The following is a 19,873-nucleotide window of genomic DNA, read 5'->3' as shown; positions in this document are numbered from 1 at the left end:
GCCGGAAAGATGCCTTCGGGGTCCGCGCCGGAGAGCGTGTAGTAATCGGTATGGCAGATGCCCGTGGCCTTCACTTCGATCAGGACTTCACCGGCGCGCGGCCCTTCCAGATCGACTTCTTCGATCGTCAACGGCGCGCCGGCTTTCCATGCGATGGCTGCTTGTGTCTTCATACTGCATTCCTCTGCTGAAGCGTTTGTCGTTCGTGATTTGCGTAGTCCGTTGGTCGAACGTCGCGTTGAACCTCTGCCCACACCTTGCGGATCATGTCCTGCAGCAGCAGCGATTCCGCCCAGCGGTCGGTCGTGTCGTTACCGTCGCGGTCGATGATCGCGTACGGTTTGGGGCCAAGTTCGCAGGTGAAGGCGAGGGTGTCGTCCGCGCCCGCCCGTCGGCACCAGGACGCGAAGCCATAGCCCCACCAGCCGAGAAACAGATCGACCCACATGCGGTGCGGCTCGAACGATAGCTCTATCTGCACCTGCTCGCGGCTCGCGACGCGCCCGTGAAAGGCCCACGACTGATCCAGGATACGGTGCATCAACGCATGATTCTCGTCGGACACGGGCCACGAGAATTCGCGTCCAACGAGGTAATGCGAGATGTCCCCAAGCAGCTTTAGATCGGGCCGCGCGTCGAGCAGGTCAAGCGTGAAATAGAGATCCGTGGTCATGCGATCGCGGTGCGTCTCGATGTAGACCGGGAAATCGACCTGTTCGGCCAGTCTCTGCCAGCCGTCGAGCAGCGCTACGCATTCTGCGACAGTGCGAGGACGTACGTCGGGTTGCAGGTCGATGTGATGCACGCCAGATTCGACGGCATTTTCGAGCACGGGCTGTAAATCGTCTATCGTGCGTGGAAAGCACTGACCTTCCGCGTGCAGTCCGCATGTGGCACGCAACCGGGCCAGCCGCTGAACGTCCGCACGCTTCGTATAGTGCGCGCTCACGCCGTCAAAGCCGGCGTCGGCAATCATCCGCACGTTCTCTTCAAGTGTGCGTTCGTAGCCGTCGGGATGGCGACGCTCCATCGCCCACAGCGACTGAAACACAAGCAGTCGTTGATTCATTGCGCCTCCGCGGCGAGCAGCGACCTGAGCTTCGTCCCGCGATCGGCAAGCAGATGAGGCGCCACGCACGCGCGCCGCGCAATCAGCTCTTGTGCGAAGCGCACGTCCCGCGCAATTTCGCCAGTCTGTCCGACTCCGCTCGCGCCGACAAGCACGCCGTCGCCGTCCAGTGCGAAGAACACGCGCGACGCCGAACCCGTCTCGCGTACCACCGTCGTCGTTCCAAGCGCAGGCATGCCGGCGATCTGGATCGTCATGTCGTATTGATCGGACCAGAACCATGGCACTGACGAACAGGCTTCGCCGTGGCCGAGCATATTGCGCGCGACGACACGCGCCTGGTCTTCAGCATTTTTCCAGCATTCGAGCCGAATCCGGCGGCCAAACAGCGGGTGGGGAAACGAACAAACATCCCCGGCAGCGAAAATACGTGGGTCGTTCGTGCATAACGTCGCGTCGACTGCGACGCCATTTTCGACGTCAAGATTTGCGGCCTGTGCAAGTTCGGTACACGGCATCACGCCAATTCCAGCGATCACGGCGTCGCACGCCAGGGTTGTGCCGTCGACAAGCTGCACACCACTTACGCGCGCCGTTCCGACAAGGCGTTCCACATGTACACCGAAGCGGACGTCTACACCTCGTTGTCTATGCTGCGCCACCAGGCATTGCGCCACGACTTCAGGCACCGCACGCATTAACGCCCGCGACGCCCCTTCGAGCACGACAACCTCGCAACCGAGTGCTACCGCTGTCGCTGCAATTTCAAGGCCGATGAAACCCGCCCCAATCACCGCGATGCGGCGACCCGGGCGCAGTTCGGCGCTGATCGCATGCGCATCGCACACGCTACGCAGCATATGTACGCCGGCGAGCGTCGCCCCCGGCAGATCCAGCCGGCGTGGCCGGGAACCCGTCGCAATCAGCAAGCGGTGATAGCCGAGCGTGTCGCCGCTGGCAAGCACCACCCTGTGCCCCACGCGATCGATCGCAGCCACAGGCGCATCGGTACGCAGATCGATGCGCTGTTCCCGAAAGAACGCCTCGTCGTAGATCGCGCACTGGGCGGTCGTCTTTTGCCCAAGCAGCACCGACTTCGATAACGGCGGCCGTTCATAGGGCAACAAACCTTCGTCGCCGAAAAGCGTGATGGCGCCGTCCCAGCCGTTCTCGCGTAACGCCTGCGACGCACGCGCTCCGCACTGGCCCGCGCCGACGATCACCATCGGCTCCGTTGTGCTCATCAGCGGCTCCCGGTTGAGCTTAGCGGTAGCGGCCAGCCAGCGCCGAGACCTGCTCGATGTTCTGCGGCGTAATGAAGCCCGGTCCTGAGCTGATGTTGCGCGCCTCGTAGACTGGCTTCAGCCCATAGGCCTGAAGACGCTTGATGAAGTTCGGGTCCTTCTCGAGCTCCGCGCGAGCCGCGACGACATCCGTGCTGTGATTTCTGTGCATGATTGCGAGCATGGCGATCGGAATGTACCCCTGCAGATAGGGCTGCTGGTCGGTGCAGAACTTGATGGTGCCGTCCTTGATGGCCTTGGCTACGTCAGCATCGATGTCGAAGGTGGCAAACCAGATCTTCCCGGCAAGCCCCAGCTTCGTGACGGCGCGAATGGTCGGGTCCGCAGAAGTCGGCCCTAAACTCAGCACGGCTTGGGTATCCGGGTGGGTTCGCAAATATGCGCTTACCTTCGCTTCGATGCCGGTTGGGTCCGTGCCGACGTCGAGAGACGACGCCTTCCAGTCCGCACCGATGGCTTCGCCGAACCCTCGGCAACGCTCGAATGAGAGCGGATTGGTGGCATAGTGATTCACACAGACAAACGTTTTGATGCCGGCGGCTTTCGCACGCAGGCCAGCTTCCTTGCCGGCCAGGTACTCCGGCTGGCCCACGTGCATGAGCGCGCCGAGGTCAGCGCTCTGCTGCGCCGTACCGGTATTGGCCGTAATGAAAGCGATATTTTTATTCTTCAGCTTCGAGACGGCTCCTTTCAGCAGATCGTAGTCGGCAATCGTTAGTACCACGCCGTCATAGTTGCGTGCCGCAGCCTGATTGACCAGTTGCACCATGTCCGCGATGTCGCCATTTGGCGGATTGCGATAGTCGGTCCGTACGTTGAAATCCTGGTCGGCCTGCGCGATGCCGTTCTTGACGGTATTCCACCACGCATCCGAATCCGGCGCGTGCGTGATGAAATCGAAATGGGCAACCGGGTCCGCGCAAGCGCTCGTGCAGAGTCCCAGACTCAACACAACGGCGCTCAGGCCGAGCATCTTTCCAATAACATGTTTCATGTCTGTCTCCTTGTTTATGGTCTATTTGCCGATGTGGCGACATCGGCCATTCATGCGTTGCCTCAACCGCGCGTCGCTACAGTCAATCCGCTGGCAACCCGATGAAAACCTTGTTGTCCTCGACCTTCACGGGATGAATGGCGAGATTGATGCAGACGGGCGCACCTTTCGCCGCGCCTGTCGGAATGTGGAAACGCCCCATGTGCATCGGACATTCGATAATGTCGCCAAACACGAGCCCCTCCGTGAGGCGCGCTGTTTCATGGGTGCAAAGGCCTGCCGACGCGTAAAAGCCGGTCGGCGTGTGATAGATCGCATACAGCCTGCCGTCGTGACTAAACTCGATGACGTCCTCTTCTTCGACGTCATCGCACGCGCAGACGTGATGCCATTGCAGGATGTTCATTGGCGTATCTCCGCGGCTCAGCGAGCCTCAACCGCGCCAGGCGGCGTATCGATGGTTTGGCCTGCAGCCGCGGCGGCCAGCTTGCCGGGCACGAGCGGGGTCACCATAAAGTCAGGATCGCGCCGCTGCATTCTGAACACGTGGAGGATTTCTCTCCACGCGCTAAAGAGGCCGTCGTAGGCAGGCGGCAGATCCTCGCGGATTGCCTCACGCAGCTTCGGCAACGCATGGAACGGCACATTGGGAAACATGTGATGCTCGACGTGATAGTTCATATTCCAGTAAAGGAATTGAAGCATCCGGTTGAGCTTGATCGTTCGTGTCGAAAAGCGATGATCGAGCTCGTTTTCGCGCAACCCCGTATGCTGGGTAATCGCCAGCAATTCATGCAGCCATGCGCCGTAGGCGCGCGGCAACAGAAGGAACACCACGGGCAACCAGCTATGGGCGGCGATGGCCCACCCGGCCACGCCAATGTAGAGCAGCAGAATCACGCGTGAATTGCGGCACATTGCACGATATTCGGTGACCGGCACGACGGCTTTTGCGCTCTTCGACACGATGCCGAAAGTGTGCAGAACGATATTGCCAAGGTGATGAATGCCGTGCGAAACGCGCAGAAAATCGGTGACGAGCTTCAGGTAGTTCGGCGGCCGCTTGACTGCGAGTTCAACGTCGGATGGGACGGTTGCCGTCAGGTGCGTGTACGTATGATGTTGCGCATGCGACCAGCGGCTATAGATCTGTTCGCGCCATGTCATGAAGCAGATCAGCCAGTGCACCGACTCATTCAGCCATTCGCTTTTGAAGGGCGTGCGATGACGCAACTCGTGCTCCATCGCCTCCGCGAAGGCATAGAACGTTCCGTAAAGAAGGAACGCCGGTACGCACCAGGGCGTATCGAGCGACAGCCACGCGAACGCCCCGCTTGCCGCCACCAACGCAATGAAACCGCCAAAGTGCAGCAACGCGGCGGTGTCGTTACGCCGCGTGACCTCTTTGAGCACCTTCCTGTCGAGCCGGCATTTATACCAGTCGTCCATGGTGATCGTTTGTCTGCTGTCTTGCTGGTTGGACATGAATCGCACCCCGTGCCTGATGTTGACCGTCGTGATGAGCTGCGTGATGCATTGATCATCCTTGAGCGCATTTAAGGCTCTTTTTGAGCCACGGTCAAACGCCAAATTGCCTCATTTTGAGCCATAGAGGGTATTCCCCGAGACGAAAGCCAGTCTTTGCCGGATTTGGCGGTGCACCTCCGGTAAGCCTCAAAAGACTCATTTTTGAGGCAAAATGATGCCTGCGCGGCAATGCCGCGCTGCGACGACGAGGACCGGGCGACGATGGGCAAGCCGACACTGAAACAACTGATGGAAATGACGCAGCTCAGCCGGGCGACAATCGATCGCGCGCTGAACAACCGCCCCGGGGTGCATCCGCGCACGCGCAGTGCTATCGATGCAGCGGTAAGGCAATTGGCTTCGGAGACGCCGGTGCGCCCGGCATCTCCGGTGGGACAGCGCAGCTACGTGTTCAGGTTGCTGTCGCAGGCAGGCGACGCGTTTACGGAGGAGTTGACGCGCAGCGCGGCCGGACTCGAAGCGGAATTCGCGGCGTCGGGCGTGCGCCTGGAGGTCGAGGGTTGCGTGGGAGTACCTGACGACGAAGTCGCAGCGAGGGTACACAAGGCTGCCGATGAGGCAGACGGTATCGCGATCATCTGCACGAATACGGCTGCAACGACCGCAGCATTGCGCAAATGCATGGCTGCCGGCAAACCGGTCGTGACACTGATCACCGACGTCGATGCCGACGCCCGTCACACTTATGTCGGCGTCAATAACCGCGCGGCGGGTCAGTCTGCGGCGTTCCTCATTGGACGGCATCTGCAGGCGCACACCGCACCCGACGTCGCAGTGGTCGTCGCCACGTTTTCCTATACGTGCCACGAGGACCGCGAGATTGGCTTCCGTTCGTTGCTAAGACAACGGTTCCCGAACGTGAACCTCGTGGAGGTGATCAAAGGCGCAGATTCCGGCGCTGCGACCTATGAGGCGACCATGCGCTTTCTACAGGGACACGGCAAGCTCGACGCCATCTACAACGTGGCGGGCGGCAACGAAGGATTGGCTGCGGCGCTGCGCGAACACGATCTTGTGGGCCGGACGGTCTATATCACGCACGAAGTGAACCGGATAACGGAGCCGCTATTGCGTGCCGATACCATCGACTATTTGCTCACACAGGATCTTCGGCTCCTGCTTCGCACCGCGGTCGAACATTTGAGAACGGCCCGCGCTGGGGGCGACGTTCCCGCTCAGGCAATCATTCCAATCGAGACCTATTCCCGCTACTCGTTGTACTAGCAAATGTGCGGCGTGCGCAGCAAGCTTCCTCCGTGCGTTTCAGTCTTGCGCGTCGCACTTGTTCCGAAAAAATACGCTGTCGCGCACTGACCGTCGCACCTTGGGAAACGCGTTGATCAGCTTTCATCGGTCGTCTCTTGACAATCTGCGAGCGGACACTCAGACAAGTTCGTCCAACGGCCGTTGATGGCCGCACTGCGTCTGACGACCGGGTCCGGCGAGTGTCGCGGGCGCGCGGCACATGCGAAGGGCATAACCGACCCACTGCTGCCACTTGAACTCCGCCCTCCGTAATGGCCGCTCGCAAAGCTATATCGGTTATTCACATCAACCTGCCTATCCAGTCCAGATGCGCGGTGGCGCTCGCATACTCATTGCCCACCGAAATCCGTCATGTACTGGGTAAATGGCTTGGCCGAATCCGATCCGACCTCTGTGAGGGCCGAAGGCGTTCCTTGGCAGTGCCTACGTGCCTCATGATTGGGCGCCGCTGCCCCTGTATCGCCCGTTCGACCGGCTTGCAACGACCCAAGATACGCCAGTCCCGGCAACGAATCTCTGGCATGGATATCGCTTAAAGCGTTGCAGAGTATAAGCGGCTAGCGTCGGCGTATCTGACTGACGTGGGGCATTGCTCTTGGGGCGCATCGTGCGCCTACGTCGACCAGCCTCGACGTTCGAACGGAATCGTCCGGATTCCGTCGACAGGAAGCGTTGCGTGAATCGCCCCGAATCTTCCTCGATCGTCATCCGGCACGCCGAGCGCATCGCGCCCGACACGTTCTTACGTCCGCATGGTCTTCCTACGTTCTAACAGGGGAGCCCTTTTCATGCGTGTATTGAATCGCATCTTGAGCAGCATCGTTCTGGCCGCGAGTATCTGTTCGACGACATCGGCGCACGCCGAGGATCACATCACCATCCTGACGAGCTGGTATGCGCAGCCCGAGCACGGCGGCTTCTATCAGGCGCAGGCCACGGGCCTCTACAAGAAAGCCGGGCTCGACGTCACGATCAAGATGGGCGGCCCGCAGGTCAACGGTATGCAGTTGCTCGTCGGCGGCCAGGCTGACTTCATTCTCGGCTACGACTTCCAGGTGCTGTCGAGCGTGGAGGCGGGGATTCCGGTGACGACGGTCGCCGCCTCGTTCCAGTTCGACCCGCAAGGCATGCTCACGCACGACGACGTGAAGAGCCTCGCGGACCTCAAAGGAAAGACGATCCTCGTCGCGGGCTCGGGTCGCACGTCGTGGTGGCCTTGGCTCAAGGAGAAGTATGGCTATAGCGACGGTCAGACGCGTCCCTATACGTTCAACCTCCAGCCGTTCTTTGCTGATGCGAACGTCGCGATGCAGGCGTATCCGTCATCCGAGACGTTCCAGGCCGAGCGCGCGAACGTGAAAACGCACTTTTTCCTTTTTGCCGACGCCGGCTATCCGCCCTACAACACCACCATCGTCGGCATGAAGAAGACTCTTGCCGAGAAGCCCGATGTGGCCGCGCGCTTCGTGAAGGCGTCGATGGAAGGCTGGAAGAGCTATCTCGCCGATCCGGCGCCGGGCAACGCGCTCATCAAGAAGGACAATCCCGAGATGACCGATGCGCAGCTCGCGTTTGGCGTGGCGCAACTGAAGAAGCTGAAGCTCGTGACGGGCGGAGACGCCTCGACGCTCGGCATCGGCGCGATGACCGACACGCGCTGGAAGAAGACCTACGACTACATGGTCGGCGCGAAGCTGCTCAAAGCGAGCACCGACTACAAGAGCGCCTATACGCTGCAGTACATCCAGAACGCGAAGGTCATGCCCTGAGCGGGCTTCACGGAATCAAGGAGTCCGATCATGTTGGTTACACGTCAGAAAGTTTTGCGCCGCTTCTGGTACGCGGTCATGCCGATCTCGCAACTCGACGCAGGTCCGCAGCCGTTCACCCTGCTTAACGAACCGATCGTCCTGTGGAAAGGCGCGGGCGGCAAGCCGCATGCGCTGCGCGACCGCTGTTGCCATCGCACGGCGAAGCTATCGAAGGGGTTCGTCGATGCCGAAGGCAACATCGCCTGCGGCTATCACGGCTGGACCTACGACTGCAGCGGCAAGTGCGTGCGCATTCCGCAGAACGCGGGCGGCGAGATTCCGTCGCGCGCGATCGTGCAGTCGTATCGCTGCGAGGAGCGCTACGGTTACGTGTGGGTTGCGCTCGACGATCCGCTGCAGCCGATTCCCGAACTTGCCGAGGAAACCGCACCGGGCTACCGGCGCATCCTGCAGTTCTATGAACAGTGGAATACGAGCCCGCTGCGCATGATGGAGAATTCGTTCGACAATTCGCACTTCAGCTTCGTGCACAAGTCGAACTTCGGTCTCTTCGACAATCCGAAGCCATCGAAGTACGAGTTCCGTCCGAACGAATGGGGCTTTGAGGCCGAGACGCGCGTGCCGATCCGCAACCCGCAAGCGAGCTTCCGCATCACGGGCACCACCGACGACATCACCGAGCGCCATCTGATGAACCGATGGTACATGCCGTTCGCGCGGCGCTTCGGCTGCATGTATCCGGCAAGCGGCGTGCATCACATCATCTACAACTGCGCGACGCCGATCGACGACCGGACGATGATGCTCGTGCAATGGCTCTATCGCAACGACACTGAAGAGCAATGTTCGACCCAGGAGCTGATCGACTGGGACCGGCCGATCACCGATGAAGACCGCGAGATTCTCGAAGCCACCGACTACGACGCGTGCATCGACGTGCGCCGCCAGCAGGAATGCCACATGGCATCCGATCAGCCCGGACTGCTGATGCGCCGCATGCTGCTCGAGCTGCTCGAAGAGCATGGCGAGCGCGAAGTGTTCCGCATCGATACAGAGGAGGCATGAGGCCATGAGCAATGACAGCAAAGACACGGCGCTCGCCGTCCAGCGTGTCGACAAAGTCTATCCGAACGGCACGATCGCACTGGACGATGTACGCCTCACCATCGGCGCGGGCGAATTCGTCTCGCTGCTCGGACCGTCGGGTTGTGGCAAGAGCACGCTGCTCAAGATGTTCGCCGGCATCGAAACACCCACGCACGGTCACATGCGGTGGTGGGGTCAGCCGTTCAGCGTCGTCGGATCGGCCGGGCGGCGCATGTCGATGGTGTTCCAGGAAGCCACGCTGATGCCCTGGGCGTCGATTGCCGACAACGTGCGCCTGCCGCTCGACCTCGCGCACGTACCGCGACGCGAAGCCGACGCGCGTGTCGCCACGGCGCTCGCGAACGTCGGTCTTGCCGGCTTCGGCACAGCGCGTCCGCGCGAGCTGTCGGGCGGGATGCAGATGCGTGCGTCGCTGGCACGGGCGCTCGTCACGGAACCCGACCTGCTGCTACTCGACGAGCCATTCGGCGCGCTCGACGAATTCACGCGCAACAAGCTCGATGCCGATCTTCGCGCGCTCTGGAGGAAGCGCGGGATGACTGTGGTGTTCGTCACGCACAGCGTCTACGAGGCGGTGTATCTGTCGGGACGCGTGGTTGTGATGCAGGCGCGGCCCGGGCGTGTCATCGCCGACGTGCCGATCGGCGGGCCGGCCGAACGCGACGAAGCGTATCGCGTGTCGGCGCCCTTCATGCAACATTGCAAGACGTTGTCGGACCTGATCACCGACGCCCATCTGGCATCGAGTGAAGACAGGCAGGTCGATACCGAAGGAGCGCAATCATGAGTAGTCAGACGCTTGCAACGAAGCCTGCGATGCAGCCGACAGCCGAGCGCCGACGCAGCCCGCGACTGTTACAGCGGCCCGGCGTAGCGAAGGCGATGGCGCCCTGTGTCGTCGGCATATTGATGCTGCTGGTCTGGGAAGGCTGGTGCGCGCTCTTCAAGGTGCCGGTGTATCTTGTGCCCGCGCCGCATGACATCGCGCTGCAATTGGTCGCCGATGGCCCGATGCTCGTCATGAGTCTTCTCGCGACGCTCAAGATCACGCTGCTCGCCTTCGCACTCGCAACAGTTCTGGGCGTGGCGGTCGCACTGCTCTTCGCGCAGAGTCCGCTGATCGAGGCGAGCTTTTTTCCTTACGCGATCTTGCTGCAGGTCACGCCAGTTGTCGCGATTGCGCCGCTCATTATCATCTGGGTGAAGGACACGACGTTCGCACTCGTGATCTGCGCGACGCTCGTCGCGTTGTTCCCTATCATCTCGAACACCGCACTCGGCTTGCGCAGCGTTAATCCGGGCCTTGTCAGCCTGTTTCGCATCAATCGCGCGACACGCTGGCAGACGCTTGTGCGTCTGCGCATCCCGAGCGCGCTGCCGTATTTCTTCGGCGGCTTGCGGATTTCGAGCGGACTTTCGCTGATCGGTGCGGTCGTCGCGGAGTTCGTCGCGGGAACCGGCGGCAGCGGTTCGGGTCTGGCTTATCAGATTCTGCAGGCGGGATTCCAGTTGAACATTCCGCGCCTTTTTGCGGCGCTCTTTCTGATCACGCTGACGGGCGTGGTGCTGTTCGGCATCACCGTGTGGGTCGCGCGCATCGGCTTGCGCGGCTGGCACGAGAGCGAACTCTGAGACCATCGATATGAGCATACTGATTCGCAACGCAGCGGCCATCATGACCGGCGGTAACGGCAGCGCCGAAGAACCGGCGCGCGTGGACGGACCGGACATCCGCATCGAAGGCGAGACGATCGCAGCGATTGGCAGGCTCGCGCCGCGCGAGGGCGAGACGATCGTCGATGCCTCCGATTGCGTGGTCTATCCGGCGTGGGTCAACACGCATCATCATCTTTTCCAGTCGCTGCTCAAGGGCGATCCTGCGGGACTCAACGCCTCCCTCACACCGTGGCTCGCCGCGACGCCGTATCGCTTTCGCGCGCTCTTCGATGAGAGGCGCTTCCGCCTCGCTGCCCGCATCGGGCTGATCGAACTGATGCGCTCGGGATGCACGACGGTCGCGGACCACAACTATCTGTACTACCCGGGCATGCCGTTCGACAGTTCGGCGATCCTCTTCGACGAAGCGGACAAGCTCGGCCTGCGCTTCGTGCTGCTGCGCGGCGGTGCGACGCGCACGCGCCAGCTCGAAGCCGAGTTGCCGACCGCGCTTCGGCCCGAGTCGCTCGATGCCTATCTCGCCGATATTGAGCGGCTGGCATCGACTTATCACGATGCCTCACCGCGCGCGATGCGACGTGTCGCGATGGCGCCGACCACCGTGCTCTATTCGATGTCGCCGCACGAGATGCGCGAGACGGCCCGCGTCGCGCGCAGGCTCGGCTTGAGGATGCACAGTCATCTGTCGGAGACGGTTGGCTATCAGGACAGCGCGAAGGCGATGCATCGCGCGACGCCCGTCGAGTTCTGCGGCGAATACGACTGGCTCGGCGACGATGTCTGGTTCGCGCATCTCGTCAAGCTCGATGCGCGCGAGATCGCGCTGCTCGCCGAGACGGGGACCGGGGTCGCGCATTGTCCGCAATCGAACGGGCGGCTCGGCAGCGGCATCGCGCCGGTGCGCCAGATGGCGGACGCGGGCGTGCGAGTGTCGATCGGCGTCGATGGCGCGGCGTCCAACGAAGCCGCCGACATGATCTCCGAGGTCCACATGGCGTGGCTCGCGCAGCGCGCGCGGCGCGGCATGGCGGCGCAACCTGTCTATCGCGGCGGCACGTTCGAAGGCGGCGCCGACGCTGCTTCGGTGGAAGAAGTCGTGCACTGGGGGACGGCGGGTGGCGCGCGCGTGCTTGGGCTCGAAGGCGTCGGGCGGATTGCGCCGGGCTACTCGGCCGATATCGCCGTGTACCGGCTCGACGATCCCCGCTACTTCGGTCTGCACGATCCAGCGATCGGACCGGTGGCGTCGGGCGGACGGCCGACGGTCGCGGCACTATTCTCGGCGGGGCGCTGCGTGGTGAAGGACGATGCCGTGGCGAATGTCGATCTCGGCGAACTGCGACGGCAAGCGCTGGCCGAGGTCAGCGGGATACTGGCAGAAGTGGCGTAACGGCGGCTTTCGCCCGCTTGTGCATCTCCGGTGGCGAAGTCAGGCCTGCTACGGCGGCCCTCGACAGCATCAGGAACTCCCGGAACGCGTTAGTGACCTGAGGCAGGCGCCACTCCGACATATGCGCGACATGCCACGCTCGCTCAATCGGTGTGGACGGCACGGGAAGCCTCGCCAGGAGTCCCGCCTGCATCTCGAGCGCACACGCATGCAGCGAAAGGAGCGCCACGCCGAGTCCCGCTTCGACGAGCTGCTTGATCTCGTCATTGCTCGATAGCTCCGACGCGGCATGCAGCTTCAATCAGGCCTCGTTGACAAGACGTCCGATCGCGACACGCGTACCCGAGCCGCGCTCCCTGACGAGCAGGTTCGCCGACTCGAGATCGGTCAGGTGCACATGCTTTGCGCGCATGAGCGGATGCGGCGGAGCGGCGATGAACGCCATCGGGTGCTTCGCGAATGCCGCAGCGCTCGTGCGCAGCTCGCGTGATCACCGTCCCATGATCGCGAGGTCGATCTCGTTCGTCGCCAGCATGCGGACGACGTCGTCGCGATTTTCGCCACGGAATTGCAGCTTCACAGCGGGTTCTCCTTTCGTAAATCTGACGAGAAATGGCGGAACGAGATATTCCTTCGTCGCGATGGCCCAATGCGCAGCGTGCCGCCCAATTCGCCGCGCAGCGCCGCCACTTCCTCGCCTGTGACGCGTCGAGCCATCAGATCGACCACGCCTTTCATGCGAAACGGACCCACATCTGTTTCGAGCTGGCGCGCTATCGAGATCGAGCATCGATCGCGGCAGCCGCGAGATCGTCATAGCCGTCAGACGGCCATCCGATTTTGCCGCACAGGACACTTGCATTCGATACGCGTGGCAGCGCTTATGATCGGTTTTATCGTGCTTAGATAAGTCAAGGTCGGCGACGTCTCTGTTTGACCCTCGCACAGCGACGTATGGCCGCCCACACCCCCGGCTAGGCTTTCATTCAAATCGCATCTGGTTCAGGTCGACCCACAGGGACCTTCAGATTTGCCGAAAGCTGCCGTTCATACAGCGTATAGGCTGCTCTGACCTATAAGTTCGGTCGAGGCGAAAATTCAATACCCGAGTCGCTACAGCGACTCGGAGTTGTCTCGGGGTGTGAATGAACACAATCGTAAAGCGCTTCCTACTAGTGCTGATCACCCTGATGGCGTGCGTTCGCGGTGGAGTTGCGCTGGCAGAAACCGCATCTAACCAGTCCTTTTCTCCTGATCCAAAAATCCAGAAGGTTGCGGAAGCCTACTCGCTAAATGCCGTCGACTTCTCCGCGAAACAGTTTGGAATAGAACTCGACTGGTCGGACGCGAGTATTGCAAATGTCGAAAAGGCCTTGGCGCAAATGAGTTCCTCGTACGTCAGCACGAATCCCAAGCCAACGGACGAACAAGTCATGGCATTTGCGAAAGCCTATGGAAGTTACGTTGGAGAAGTCTACCGCCGCAATCATGGTGGCGAATGGGGTATGCCTACCCTTGGCGGAAGCCGATTCCTACAGCGGCCGTTCACGGTCTCCGTCTCTCTCAAGTAGGTTGGAGCTTGCGCGCACAAAACCATAGCCGAGATCGTACGAGTAACAATTTGTCGTGATCGTCGACATGCGATGAACGATTCCGCCTCCATGCGCAAGCCGCCAGACTCGGTCTGGGTGTCGCGATGCTGGCGCTTCCCGACGTACTGCCGGATCTGGTCGGCGACAAGCTCGTGCGGTTGCTGTCCGAATTGCATTCAGACGCAGGCATGATTCCCCTTACTACGCTTCGCGGCGGCTTCTACCCCGGGAAGACGCGTGTGTTCATCGACTTTGCGATGGAGGATTTTTGGCAGCTCGGTTAAGGCGCAAAGATTCCATGCGACGAAGGACGAGCGTGTGACGGATCGCATATCCAACCGATGATCGCGTATTCCTCGACGACAAGCGCTAGGAAGCGTGAGCCTGCACCAGTACGTCCCAAGGCGCAGGAGACGGAAAGATGTCCTGCAAAAATCCGACAAACGCTCTCACCGCCGGATTGCTTCGCCGGCTCTCGGGCCACACGGCATGCAGATGGAATCTGTCGTAGGCGAACTCATGCAGCACAGGCACGAGTTCGTGCCGTCGAACGAATGGCGCCGCGATATACGTCGTCGAAATCCCGATACCGGCGCCGGCCGCCAACGTCGCGGCAATCGCGTCGCTGACGTCGATAATCAAGCTCGACGCGGGCGTGAACTCGACGAGCTTGCCTCCCATGTCGAATGGCCATGCAGCCTCCTGCCCCGTCGACTGATATCTGAAGTTCACGCAATCGTGTTGCAAGAGATCGTTCGGATGCTGCGGCACGCCTCGCTCACGCAGATATTCCGGCGACGCGAACGCGCAAATTCGATGCGGGGCGAGACGACGCACGATCAACCGCGTGTCGCCGGGATCGCCGACGCGAATGGCGACATCCACGCCCTCCTCGATCAGATCGACGTATCGATCGCTCAGGCGCACATCGACGGTCACTTTCGGATGCTGCCGGCGAAACGCGGGCAACGCGGGCGCAAGGATGTTCACGCCGACGGGCAGCGGCGCCGTCACCTTGAGCGTTCCGGCCGGCTCCGCGCGCGCGGCGGCGACGCCTTGCTCGATACCCTCCGCCTCGCGCAATAAGCGTTGCGTGCGCTCCAGAAGATCGCGTCCCTCCGGCGTCAGCGTCAGCGAGCGCGTGGTCCGGCTGAACAGCCTGAGTCCGAAATGCTGTTCCAGCCGCTGGATGCTCTTGCTGATAGCCGATGGCGAAACGGACAGCGAACGCGCGGCAGCCGTATAGCTGCCAAGCGATGCGGCACGCGCGAAAGCAATCAGCCCAGTTAGTCTTTCGACGACGATTTGTTCCATGATGGCATCATTAAAGCGAACGACGGCCCGATTATCAAGCGTAGTTTCGCGAATTAACCTTCTTCCATCGACGCCACACCGGCGAAGTCAAACAGGAGAAGGACATGAACGCGAACACGAAAGCGCAGGAAGTACAGGCCACTGAAGTCGCCAACGGCGCATTGGCAGGCAAGACCGCACTCATCTTCGGCGGAACGTCGGGCATCGGGCTCGATGCGGCTCTTCAGGCGAAGCGCGCGGGCGCCGCGGTCATTGTCGTGGGCCGATCGGCGGATACGACTCAACGCGTCGCCGCGCAACATGGCTTCGCCGGATGGCGCGCAGCCGACGTGACCGACGCGCACGCGCTGCAGCAGGCGGTAAGCGACATTCCGAAGGTCGATCACCTGGTCTTGCTGGCCGGCACCTTCGTCGCGGGGACGGTGCGCGAGGCGGACGTCGCACATCTCCGGAACGCGTTCGAGGAACGCATCTGGGCGGCCGTGCATGTCATTCGTGCTCTGGGCGATCGCTTGAGCACCGATGGCTCGATCACGTTCATCTCGGGCAGTCTCGCCGACCGTCCGAACGCCTACGGCACCGCGGTGCTCGCGGCGGCATCGGCAGCGATGGAAGCGCTCGCGCGCGGCCTGGCGCTCGAAATGGCGCCGGTGCGCGTCAACACACTGTCGCCCGGTCCGATCGACACGCCGATCCTGCGCAAAGCGCTCGGCGACGCGCGCGATGCGGTCGTCGCAAACATGGAGAAGACGCTGCCGCTGCATCGTCTCGGCACCGCCAGCGAAGCCGGCGCAGGCGTAGTGTTCCTGATGACCAATGGCTTCATGAACGGAGCGACGCTCAACGTCGATGGCGGCGCGCGCCTCGTGTAACCCGACAGCCAACGGAGAAAGAGATGACCACGCTTTTCGACCCGATCCGGCTGGGCGACATCGAAGCGCCGAACCGCATCTTCATGGCGCCGATGACGCGCGCGCGAGGTACGCGGGATCACGTGCCGACATCGATCATGGCGCAGTATTGCGCCCAGCGCGCGAGCGCCGGACTCATCATCAGCGAGGCGATCGGCATCTCGCAGCAGGGCTTGGGATGGCCCTTCGCGACCGGCCTCTGGTCCGACGAACAGGTGGCGGGCTGGCTGCGCGTCACCGACGCGGTATACGCGGCCGGCGGGCGCATCATCGCGCAGCTCTGGCACATGGGGCGCACCGTGCATCCCGGCTTCAATGGCGGCGTGCAGCCGTTATCAGCGTCGGGCACGACCGCGCCGGGACACGCGCATACCTATAACGGCAAGCAGCCGTACGTCGCGGGCAGACCCATGCGTGCGCAAGCGATCCAGTTTGAGGATGGCGCTTGAGGTGAGCGAACAGCAATTCCACCTTCTTTCGCTGGCGAAACGCCATCTGCCCGATCACATCGCGTTCAAGATCGACGCCCGGTGCAATTTCGATCAATTCGAGGCCTTCGTCGCCGAGCCGGAACACGGCGCGCTCGGTCAGATACAACGCGGTCTGCCCACGCTCGCGCGCGAACGCTGCGCTATAGCAGACCTGCTCGATCGATTCGACAAATTTACGATGCCGCCCTTCACTGCGGATCACGGTCCGGCCGCATTCCCAACCGACATCGAGACCGCCCGCCGTCAGCGTGCCGCTGAATATCACGCACTTCGCGTTCTGGCTGATGTTGATGAAACCGCCGACCCCGATGATCTTGTCGCCGAAACGGCTGATGTTGACGTTGCCTTGCGGATCGACTTCAGCGAAAGACAGAAATGCGAGATCGAGGCCGCCGCCGCCGTAGAAATCGAATTGCGACGGCTGCTCGATCATCGCGGCGAAGTTCTGGCCGCCACCCGAATCGCGTCCGGTGAGCGGAGCGCCGCCGATAATGCCCTGCTCATTCGTCGGTATGACCGCGTCGAGCAGACCTTCTTCAGCAGCGATCGTCGACAGACCGGTCGAAACGCCCGCGCCAAGATTGCACACCGCGCCGGGATAGAGTTCGAGCGCCGCGCGCCGCACGATCACATTGCGCGGCCCGAACGGCAACGGCTTGATCTCCGATAACGGTACGCGCAGTTCGCCCGCGTAACTCGGATCGTATGATGTCGCGTACGTCTGCGGCTGATCCGGCACGACCACGACGAAGTCGACCAGAATGCCGGGCACCTTCACCTGTTTGGGCGGCAAGGTCTCGCGCCGCGCCACCCGTTTAACCTGCACGATCACGACACCGCCCGCGCGGCGCGTTGCCTGCGCCATCGCCAGCATCTCACCAAGCACGGCTTCTTCTTCCATCGTCACGTTGCCATCTTCGTCGGCGGTCGTGCCGCGAATGAAGGTCACGTTCAGCGGCAACGGCTTGAACATCCTGCACGCGGCCATTCACACTCACCTGCATGCGCTGCTGAAGTTGCAGGACTATACGTCTGCAAATGTCCGCATTTTCGGGCAAGTTCCTGCGTCGATTCGCGAGAAGCACATCGTCGCTCGGGATGCTTACGAGTCGTACTGGCACAAACTGCTCCAGCATTGCGCCGCGCGCGGTGGATTCAATCCGGAGCGCGATCTAAGGCTGACGCGCCTGTTCCTGATTACCGCATTGAATGGAACACTCGAATGGTATCAGCCGCGTATCACATCCATTCAGAAGCTGTCTCACGATCTGACTGAGTTGTTTCTTGATGGACTGGCACGGCGCTCGTGACGCGTTATCGTGTCTCCATGTTCAAGGCAAAACGGCGAGGACCTGGGTGAGAAAGCGATAGGCGTCTCCCGCGAATTTTGAACGGCGAATCCAGCTCCCGTCGTGGCGTCGGTGCTGCCCGGTGCAAAACTGCAGCAAAAGCCACCACATCTTGCGAGAGTTTTTCTGACGCGATCCGGTAATTTTTCTGGTTTGTCGAATCGCTCCAGAATAGATACCCTTCTGCTCCATGCTGCGTTTCGGACTGGTCGACGGCGATCCCCGGTTCGAGAATGTCGAACTCAAACTCTGTGCGATGTCATCAATCACAGTGCCCACGATCACGCTGGAGGGGGACGCCGATGGGGTTTCGCCGCCCGGAGGCAGAGAGACAAACTCGAAACGCTTCACAGGACGTCACGAGAACCGGGTCGTGGCTAATGCAGGTCACAATCTTCCGCAGGAGGCACCAGAAGCGTTTGCCGGCGCAGTTCTCGACATCAACGCATGGGCCGTTCGAGCTTGAATCCATGCCGCCGGCGCGTCCCTCGATGTCACAGGCGGCCACGCGAGCGGCGCGGTGCGTGCGAAGTTATGCAGCGACGGAAGTTCGCGAAGCGACAAGGCGGCCCACACAGATCAGGACAGTATGGTAATGACGATCTCAGAAAATCCAAGCGTCGCCGTCGTTGGTCCGGGGGCAATCGGCACGACCCTGGCGGCAGCGCTCCATGAGGCCGGACGCACACCGACGGTTTGCGGACGCACGGCGCACGAGCGCCTCGAACTGCGCTTCGACGGCGGCCGTATCGTTGTACCAGGTCCGGCGCAGACCAATCCGGCGGAGATCAAAGATACCTTCGACCTTGTTCTCGTTGCAGTCAAGTCGACACAGGTGAAAGCGGCGGCCCCGTGGTTTTCTGCACTGTGCAGTCACAAGACGGTCGTTTGCATGTTGCAGAACGGTGTCGACCAGAAAGCGCTCGTCGCGCCATATCTGTCCGGCAACCCGGTGCTGCCCTCGGTGATATGGTTTCCCGCTCAACGCGATCCGGATGCCTCGGTGTGGCTGCGCGGCAAACCGCGCCTCACGCTGCCGGACATGCCGGGGATCGCCGTTGTGTTGGCGGCGCTGCGCGGCACACGAGTTTCGGTCGACATAGCGGCGGATTTCACGTCCGTGGCATGGCGGAAGCTTCTACAGAACGCTGTCGCGGGTTTAATGGTTCTGACGGGTCGCCGCGCGGGCATGTTTTCCCGAACCGACATCACCACGCTGTCTCTGGCGTATCTACGTGAATGTCTTGAGGTTGCCCGCGCGGAGGGTGCGACATTGGGCGACGAGGTCCCGCAAGAGATCGTCGATGGATTTCGTGATTCCCCGCCCGACCTGGGTACGTCCATCCTCGCCGACCGCCAAGGTGGACGTCCTCTCGAATGGGAGAGCCGGAATGGGGTCGTGCAGCGGCGCGGTCGATTGCACGGCATTCCCACACCGATCAGCGATCTTGTCGTGCCACTTCTGGCGGCCGCGAGCGACGGACCGGGCTAAGAGCTACTACCCTCGTCATGGAACCCTGCGGCAGCGCCCGTCGTGTGCCACGACGGGCGGCTCATCGCAGCCTAGTTCATGCCGCCGTTCGTCAAATCGAACAAGAATAATGCGGCTGACGCAGCGGCGATCTGGGAAGCCACCCAGCCCCGGCACGCGTCAGCAACTAGTGCGGATTCGCATCAACGGAGAACTTTACTGCGTCGACAATGAGCCGCCACAAAAGCATTTTCTCTTCTTCGTCGCGCCGTATTTTTATGGCTGCCTGGTCAACCTCGCAGAACCAACAAGGCACGGTCGACCGAAAACGAGGGATCAACGTCGCTTCCCTTCGAGGTGTCAGAGTTAAATTGAAGGTCGTTGAGGCGACTCACGGTTTACCAATATAGGAAAGCAGTAATCTTCTCATACAACCGGAAGCCTTGAGCATTCATCAAGACGTGCAGCAGTCCCACGCCAACCGTAGCTGTTGCCGCGCCTAAGACGAACAATAACGCGCGCTTGCCGATCTTCTGGCCCAGTATCCCTATGCCAATATGCGAGAAACAGCGCTATTACAGCAACGCTACCGACATCCGCTTTCACGACGGCAGCGGC

At 61.5% G+C, this 19,873-nt stretch carries 22 protein-coding genes and 2 pseudogenes; 12 read left to right on the top strand and 12 right to left on the bottom strand.

Going from position 1 to position 19,873, the window contains the following annotated elements; genetic code table 11:
• The 6 genes and pseudogenes from B0G75_RS38340 to B0G75_RS38315 form a co-directional block, all read right to left on the bottom strand.
• Positions 1–173: pseudogene (locus tag B0G75_RS38340) on the bottom strand (alcohol dehydrogenase catalytic domain-containing protein); the annotation flags it as partial.
• Positions 170–1,069, bottom strand: a complete 900-nt coding sequence (locus B0G75_RS38335) for a sugar phosphate isomerase/epimerase (RefSeq protein WP_258194930.1) — start codon at positions 1,067–1,069, stop codon at positions 170–172. The gene B0G75_RS38335 and the pseudogene B0G75_RS38340, both read right to left, overlap by 4 nt.
• Positions 1,066–2,313: an NAD(P)/FAD-dependent oxidoreductase gene (locus tag B0G75_RS38330; RefSeq protein WP_106314809.1), complete on the bottom strand. Its 1,248-nt coding sequence runs from the start codon at positions 2,311–2,313 to the stop codon at positions 1,066–1,068. The genes B0G75_RS38335 and B0G75_RS38330 overlap by 4 nt, the downstream gene beginning before the upstream one ends.
• Before the next feature lie 19 nt (positions 2,314–2,332).
• Positions 2,333–3,367 (bottom strand): sugar ABC transporter substrate-binding protein, encoded by a 1,035-nt coding sequence (locus tag B0G75_RS38325; RefSeq protein WP_106314808.1) that lies wholly within the window; start codon positions 3,365–3,367, stop codon positions 2,333–2,335.
• An 82-nt stretch (positions 3,368–3,449) separates the two neighbouring features.
• Positions 3,450–3,773, bottom strand: a complete 324-nt coding sequence (locus B0G75_RS38320; RefSeq protein ID WP_106314807.1) for a non-heme iron oxygenase ferredoxin subunit — start codon at positions 3,771–3,773, stop codon at positions 3,450–3,452.
• 17 nt (positions 3,774–3,790) lie between these two features.
• Positions 3,791–4,852 carry a fatty acid desaturase gene (locus B0G75_RS38315; protein ID WP_106314814.1) on the bottom strand — a complete coding sequence of 354 codons (1,062 nt, stop codon included), beginning with the start codon at positions 4,850–4,852 and terminating at the stop codon, positions 3,791–3,793.
• Between the two features lie 264 nt (positions 4,853–5,116).
• On the opposite strand from B0G75_RS38315, the gene B0G75_RS38310 reads away from it, so the two are divergent.
• From B0G75_RS38310 to B0G75_RS38285, 6 genes are all read left to right on the top strand, one after another.
• Positions 5,117–6,139 carry a LacI family DNA-binding transcriptional regulator gene (locus B0G75_RS38310; protein ID WP_106314813.1) on the top strand — a complete coding sequence of 341 codons (1,023 nt, stop codon included), beginning with the start codon at positions 5,117–5,119 and terminating at the stop codon, positions 6,137–6,139.
• An 830-nt stretch (positions 6,140–6,969) separates the two neighbouring features.
• Positions 6,970–7,950: an ABC transporter substrate-binding protein gene (locus B0G75_RS38305; protein ID WP_106314806.1), complete on the top strand. Its 981-nt coding sequence runs from the start codon at positions 6,970–6,972 to the stop codon at positions 7,948–7,950.
• 30 nt (positions 7,951–7,980) lie between these two features.
• Entirely contained in the window at positions 7,981–9,018 is a 1,038-nt protein-coding gene (locus B0G75_RS38300; protein ID WP_106314805.1) for an aromatic ring-hydroxylating dioxygenase subunit alpha, read from the top strand.
• Positions 9,019–9,022: 4 nt separating this feature from the next.
• Positions 9,023–9,847 (top strand): ABC transporter ATP-binding protein, encoded by an 825-nt coding sequence (locus tag B0G75_RS38295; protein ID WP_106314804.1) that lies wholly within the window; start codon positions 9,023–9,025, stop codon positions 9,845–9,847.
• A gap of 29 nt (positions 9,848–9,876) precedes the next feature.
• Positions 9,877–10,692 (top strand): ABC transporter permease, encoded by an 816-nt coding sequence (locus B0G75_RS38290; protein ID WP_181309444.1) that lies wholly within the window; start codon positions 9,877–9,879, stop codon positions 10,690–10,692.
• A gap of 10 nt (positions 10,693–10,702) precedes the next feature.
• Entirely contained in the window at positions 10,703–12,127 is a 1,425-nt protein-coding gene (locus B0G75_RS38285) for an amidohydrolase family protein (RefSeq protein ID WP_106314803.1), read from the top strand.
• Here the strand turns inward: B0G75_RS38285 and B0G75_RS42170 are convergent.
• The 3 genes from B0G75_RS42170 to B0G75_RS42160 form a co-directional block, all read right to left on the bottom strand.
• Positions 12,099–12,428 carry a LysR substrate-binding domain-containing protein gene (locus B0G75_RS42170; protein ID WP_374956959.1) on the bottom strand — a complete coding sequence of 110 codons (330 nt, stop codon included), beginning with the start codon at positions 12,426–12,428 and terminating at the stop codon, positions 12,099–12,101. The genes B0G75_RS38285 and B0G75_RS42170 overlap by 29 nt on opposite strands.
• A complete protein-coding gene (locus B0G75_RS42165) occupies positions 12,429–12,572 on the bottom strand; it encodes a hypothetical protein (protein ID WP_374956958.1) in 144 nt (47 codons plus the stop codon).
• A 131-nt stretch (positions 12,573–12,703) separates the two neighbouring features.
• Positions 12,704–12,865 (bottom strand): hypothetical protein, encoded by a 162-nt coding sequence (locus B0G75_RS42160; RefSeq protein WP_374956957.1) that lies wholly within the window; start codon positions 12,863–12,865, stop codon positions 12,704–12,706.
• 407 nt (positions 12,866–13,272) lie between these two features.
• Between B0G75_RS42160 and B0G75_RS38275 the strand changes: the two genes are divergently transcribed.
• Together B0G75_RS38275 and B0G75_RS38270 are read left to right on the top strand one after the other, a co-directional pair.
• Positions 13,273–13,698: a hypothetical protein gene (locus tag B0G75_RS38275; protein ID WP_106314802.1), complete on the top strand. Its 426-nt coding sequence runs from the start codon at positions 13,273–13,275 to the stop codon at positions 13,696–13,698.
• 125 nt (positions 13,699–13,823) lie between these two features.
• On the top strand, positions 13,824–14,003 hold the full coding sequence (locus B0G75_RS38270) for a hypothetical protein (protein ID WP_106314801.1): 180 nt from the start codon (positions 13,824–13,826) through the stop codon (positions 14,001–14,003).
• Between the two features lie 85 nt (positions 14,004–14,088).
• Here the strand turns inward: B0G75_RS38270 and B0G75_RS38265 are convergent, their stop codons facing one another.
• Positions 14,089–15,033, bottom strand: a complete 945-nt coding sequence (locus tag B0G75_RS38265) for a LysR family transcriptional regulator (protein WP_106314800.1) — start codon at positions 15,031–15,033, stop codon at positions 14,089–14,091.
• A 104-nt stretch (positions 15,034–15,137) separates the two neighbouring features.
• Between B0G75_RS38265 and B0G75_RS38260 the strand changes: the two genes are divergently transcribed.
• Both B0G75_RS38260 and B0G75_RS38255 read left to right on the top strand, forming a co-directional pair.
• Positions 15,138–15,905: an SDR family oxidoreductase gene (locus B0G75_RS38260; RefSeq protein ID WP_106314799.1), complete on the top strand. Its 768-nt coding sequence runs from the start codon at positions 15,138–15,140 to the stop codon at positions 15,903–15,905.
• Positions 15,906–15,928: 23 nt separating this feature from the next.
• Entirely contained in the window at positions 15,929–16,393 is a 465-nt protein-coding gene (locus B0G75_RS38255; RefSeq protein ID WP_374956956.1) for a hypothetical protein, read from the top strand.
• Between the two features lie 34 nt (positions 16,394–16,427).
• Here the strand turns inward: B0G75_RS38255 and B0G75_RS38250 are convergent.
• Positions 16,428–17,405: pseudogene (locus B0G75_RS38250) on the bottom strand (CoA-transferase); the annotation flags it as partial.
• Between B0G75_RS38250 and B0G75_RS38245 the strand changes: the two are divergent.
• On the top strand, positions 17,374–17,745 hold the full coding sequence (locus B0G75_RS38245) for a hypothetical protein (protein WP_146142593.1): 372 nt from the start codon (positions 17,374–17,376) through the stop codon (positions 17,743–17,745). The pseudogene B0G75_RS38250 and the gene B0G75_RS38245 overlap by 32 nt on opposite strands.
• Before the next feature lie 21 nt (positions 17,746–17,766).
• Here B0G75_RS38245 and B0G75_RS40965 read toward each other — a convergent pair whose 3' ends face one another.
• Positions 17,767–18,135, bottom strand: coding sequence for a hypothetical protein (locus B0G75_RS40965; RefSeq protein WP_181309441.1), 369 nt, complete (start codon positions 18,133–18,135; stop codon positions 17,767–17,769).
• Positions 18,136–18,379: 244 nt separating this feature from the next.
• Here B0G75_RS40965 and B0G75_RS38235 point away from each other — a divergent pair, with 244 nt between their 5' ends.
• Positions 18,380–19,276 carry an oxidoreductase gene (locus tag B0G75_RS38235; protein WP_106314797.1) on the top strand — a complete coding sequence of 299 codons (897 nt, stop codon included), beginning with the start codon at positions 18,380–18,382 and terminating at the stop codon, positions 19,274–19,276.
• Positions 19,277–19,873 lie beyond the last annotated feature (597 nt).

It is taken from the genome of Paraburkholderia sp. BL18I3N2, assembly GCF_003001875.1.
GTDB lineage: Bacteria > Pseudomonadota > Gammaproteobacteria > Burkholderiales > Burkholderiaceae > Paraburkholderia > Paraburkholderia phytofirmans.
Note: the sequence above shows the minus strand (reverse complement) of the source record. Positions and strands in the feature narration are given on the sequence as shown.

Bases quoted from the DNA above. Each gene is read 5' to 3' on its own strand.
- B0G75_RS38335 (WP_258194930.1), bottom strand. From the start codon at position 1,069: ATGAATCAACGACTGCTTGTGTTTCAGTCGCTGTGGGCGATGGAGCGT.
- B0G75_RS38330 (WP_106314809.1), bottom strand. From the start codon at position 2,313: ATGAGCACAACGGAGCCGATGGTGATCGTCGGCGCGGGCCAGTGCGGA.
- B0G75_RS38325 (WP_106314808.1), bottom strand. From the start codon at position 3,367: ATGAAACATGTTATTGGAAAGATGCTCGGCCTGAGCGCCGTTGTGTTG.
- B0G75_RS38320 (WP_106314807.1), bottom strand. From the start codon at position 3,773: ATGAACATCCTGCAATGGCATCACGTCTGCGCGTGCGATGACGTCGAA.
- B0G75_RS38315 (WP_106314814.1), bottom strand. From the start codon at position 4,852: ATGTCCAACCAGCAAGACAGCAGACAAACGATCACCATGGACGACTGG.
- B0G75_RS38310 (WP_106314813.1), top strand. From the start codon at position 5,117: ATGGGCAAGCCGACACTGAAACAACTGATGGAAATGACGCAGCTCAGC.
- B0G75_RS38305 (WP_106314806.1), top strand. From the start codon at position 6,970: ATGCGTGTATTGAATCGCATCTTGAGCAGCATCGTTCTGGCCGCGAGT.
- B0G75_RS38300 (WP_106314805.1), top strand. From the start codon at position 7,981: ATGTTGGTTACACGTCAGAAAGTTTTGCGCCGCTTCTGGTACGCGGTC.
- B0G75_RS38295 (WP_106314804.1), top strand. From the start codon at position 9,023: ATGAGCAATGACAGCAAAGACACGGCGCTCGCCGTCCAGCGTGTCGAC.
- B0G75_RS38290 (WP_181309444.1), top strand. From the start codon at position 9,877: ATGCAGCCGACAGCCGAGCGCCGACGCAGCCCGCGACTGTTACAGCGG.
- B0G75_RS38285 (WP_106314803.1), top strand. From the start codon at position 10,703: ATGAGCATACTGATTCGCAACGCAGCGGCCATCATGACCGGCGGTAAC.
- B0G75_RS42165 (WP_374956958.1), bottom strand. From the start codon at position 12,572: ATGGCGTTCATCGCCGCTCCGCCGCATCCGCTCATGCGCGCAAAGCAT.
- B0G75_RS42160 (WP_374956957.1), bottom strand. From the start codon at position 12,865: ATGAAAGGCGTGGTCGATCTGATGGCTCGACGCGTCACAGGCGAGGAA.
- B0G75_RS38275 (WP_106314802.1), top strand. From the start codon at position 13,273: ATGAACACAATCGTAAAGCGCTTCCTACTAGTGCTGATCACCCTGATG.
- B0G75_RS38270 (WP_106314801.1), top strand. From the start codon at position 13,824: ATGCTGGCGCTTCCCGACGTACTGCCGGATCTGGTCGGCGACAAGCTC.
- B0G75_RS38265 (WP_106314800.1), bottom strand. From the start codon at position 15,033: ATGGAACAAATCGTCGTCGAAAGACTAACTGGGCTGATTGCTTTCGCG.
- B0G75_RS38260 (WP_106314799.1), top strand. From the start codon at position 15,138: ATGAACGCGAACACGAAAGCGCAGGAAGTACAGGCCACTGAAGTCGCC.
- B0G75_RS38255 (WP_374956956.1), top strand. From the start codon at position 15,929: ATGACCACGCTTTTCGACCCGATCCGGCTGGGCGACATCGAAGCGCCG.
- B0G75_RS38245 (WP_146142593.1), top strand. From the start codon at position 17,374: ATGAAGGTCACGTTCAGCGGCAACGGCTTGAACATCCTGCACGCGGCC.
- B0G75_RS38235 (WP_106314797.1), top strand. From the start codon at position 18,380: ATGACGATCTCAGAAAATCCAAGCGTCGCCGTCGTTGGTCCGGGGGCA.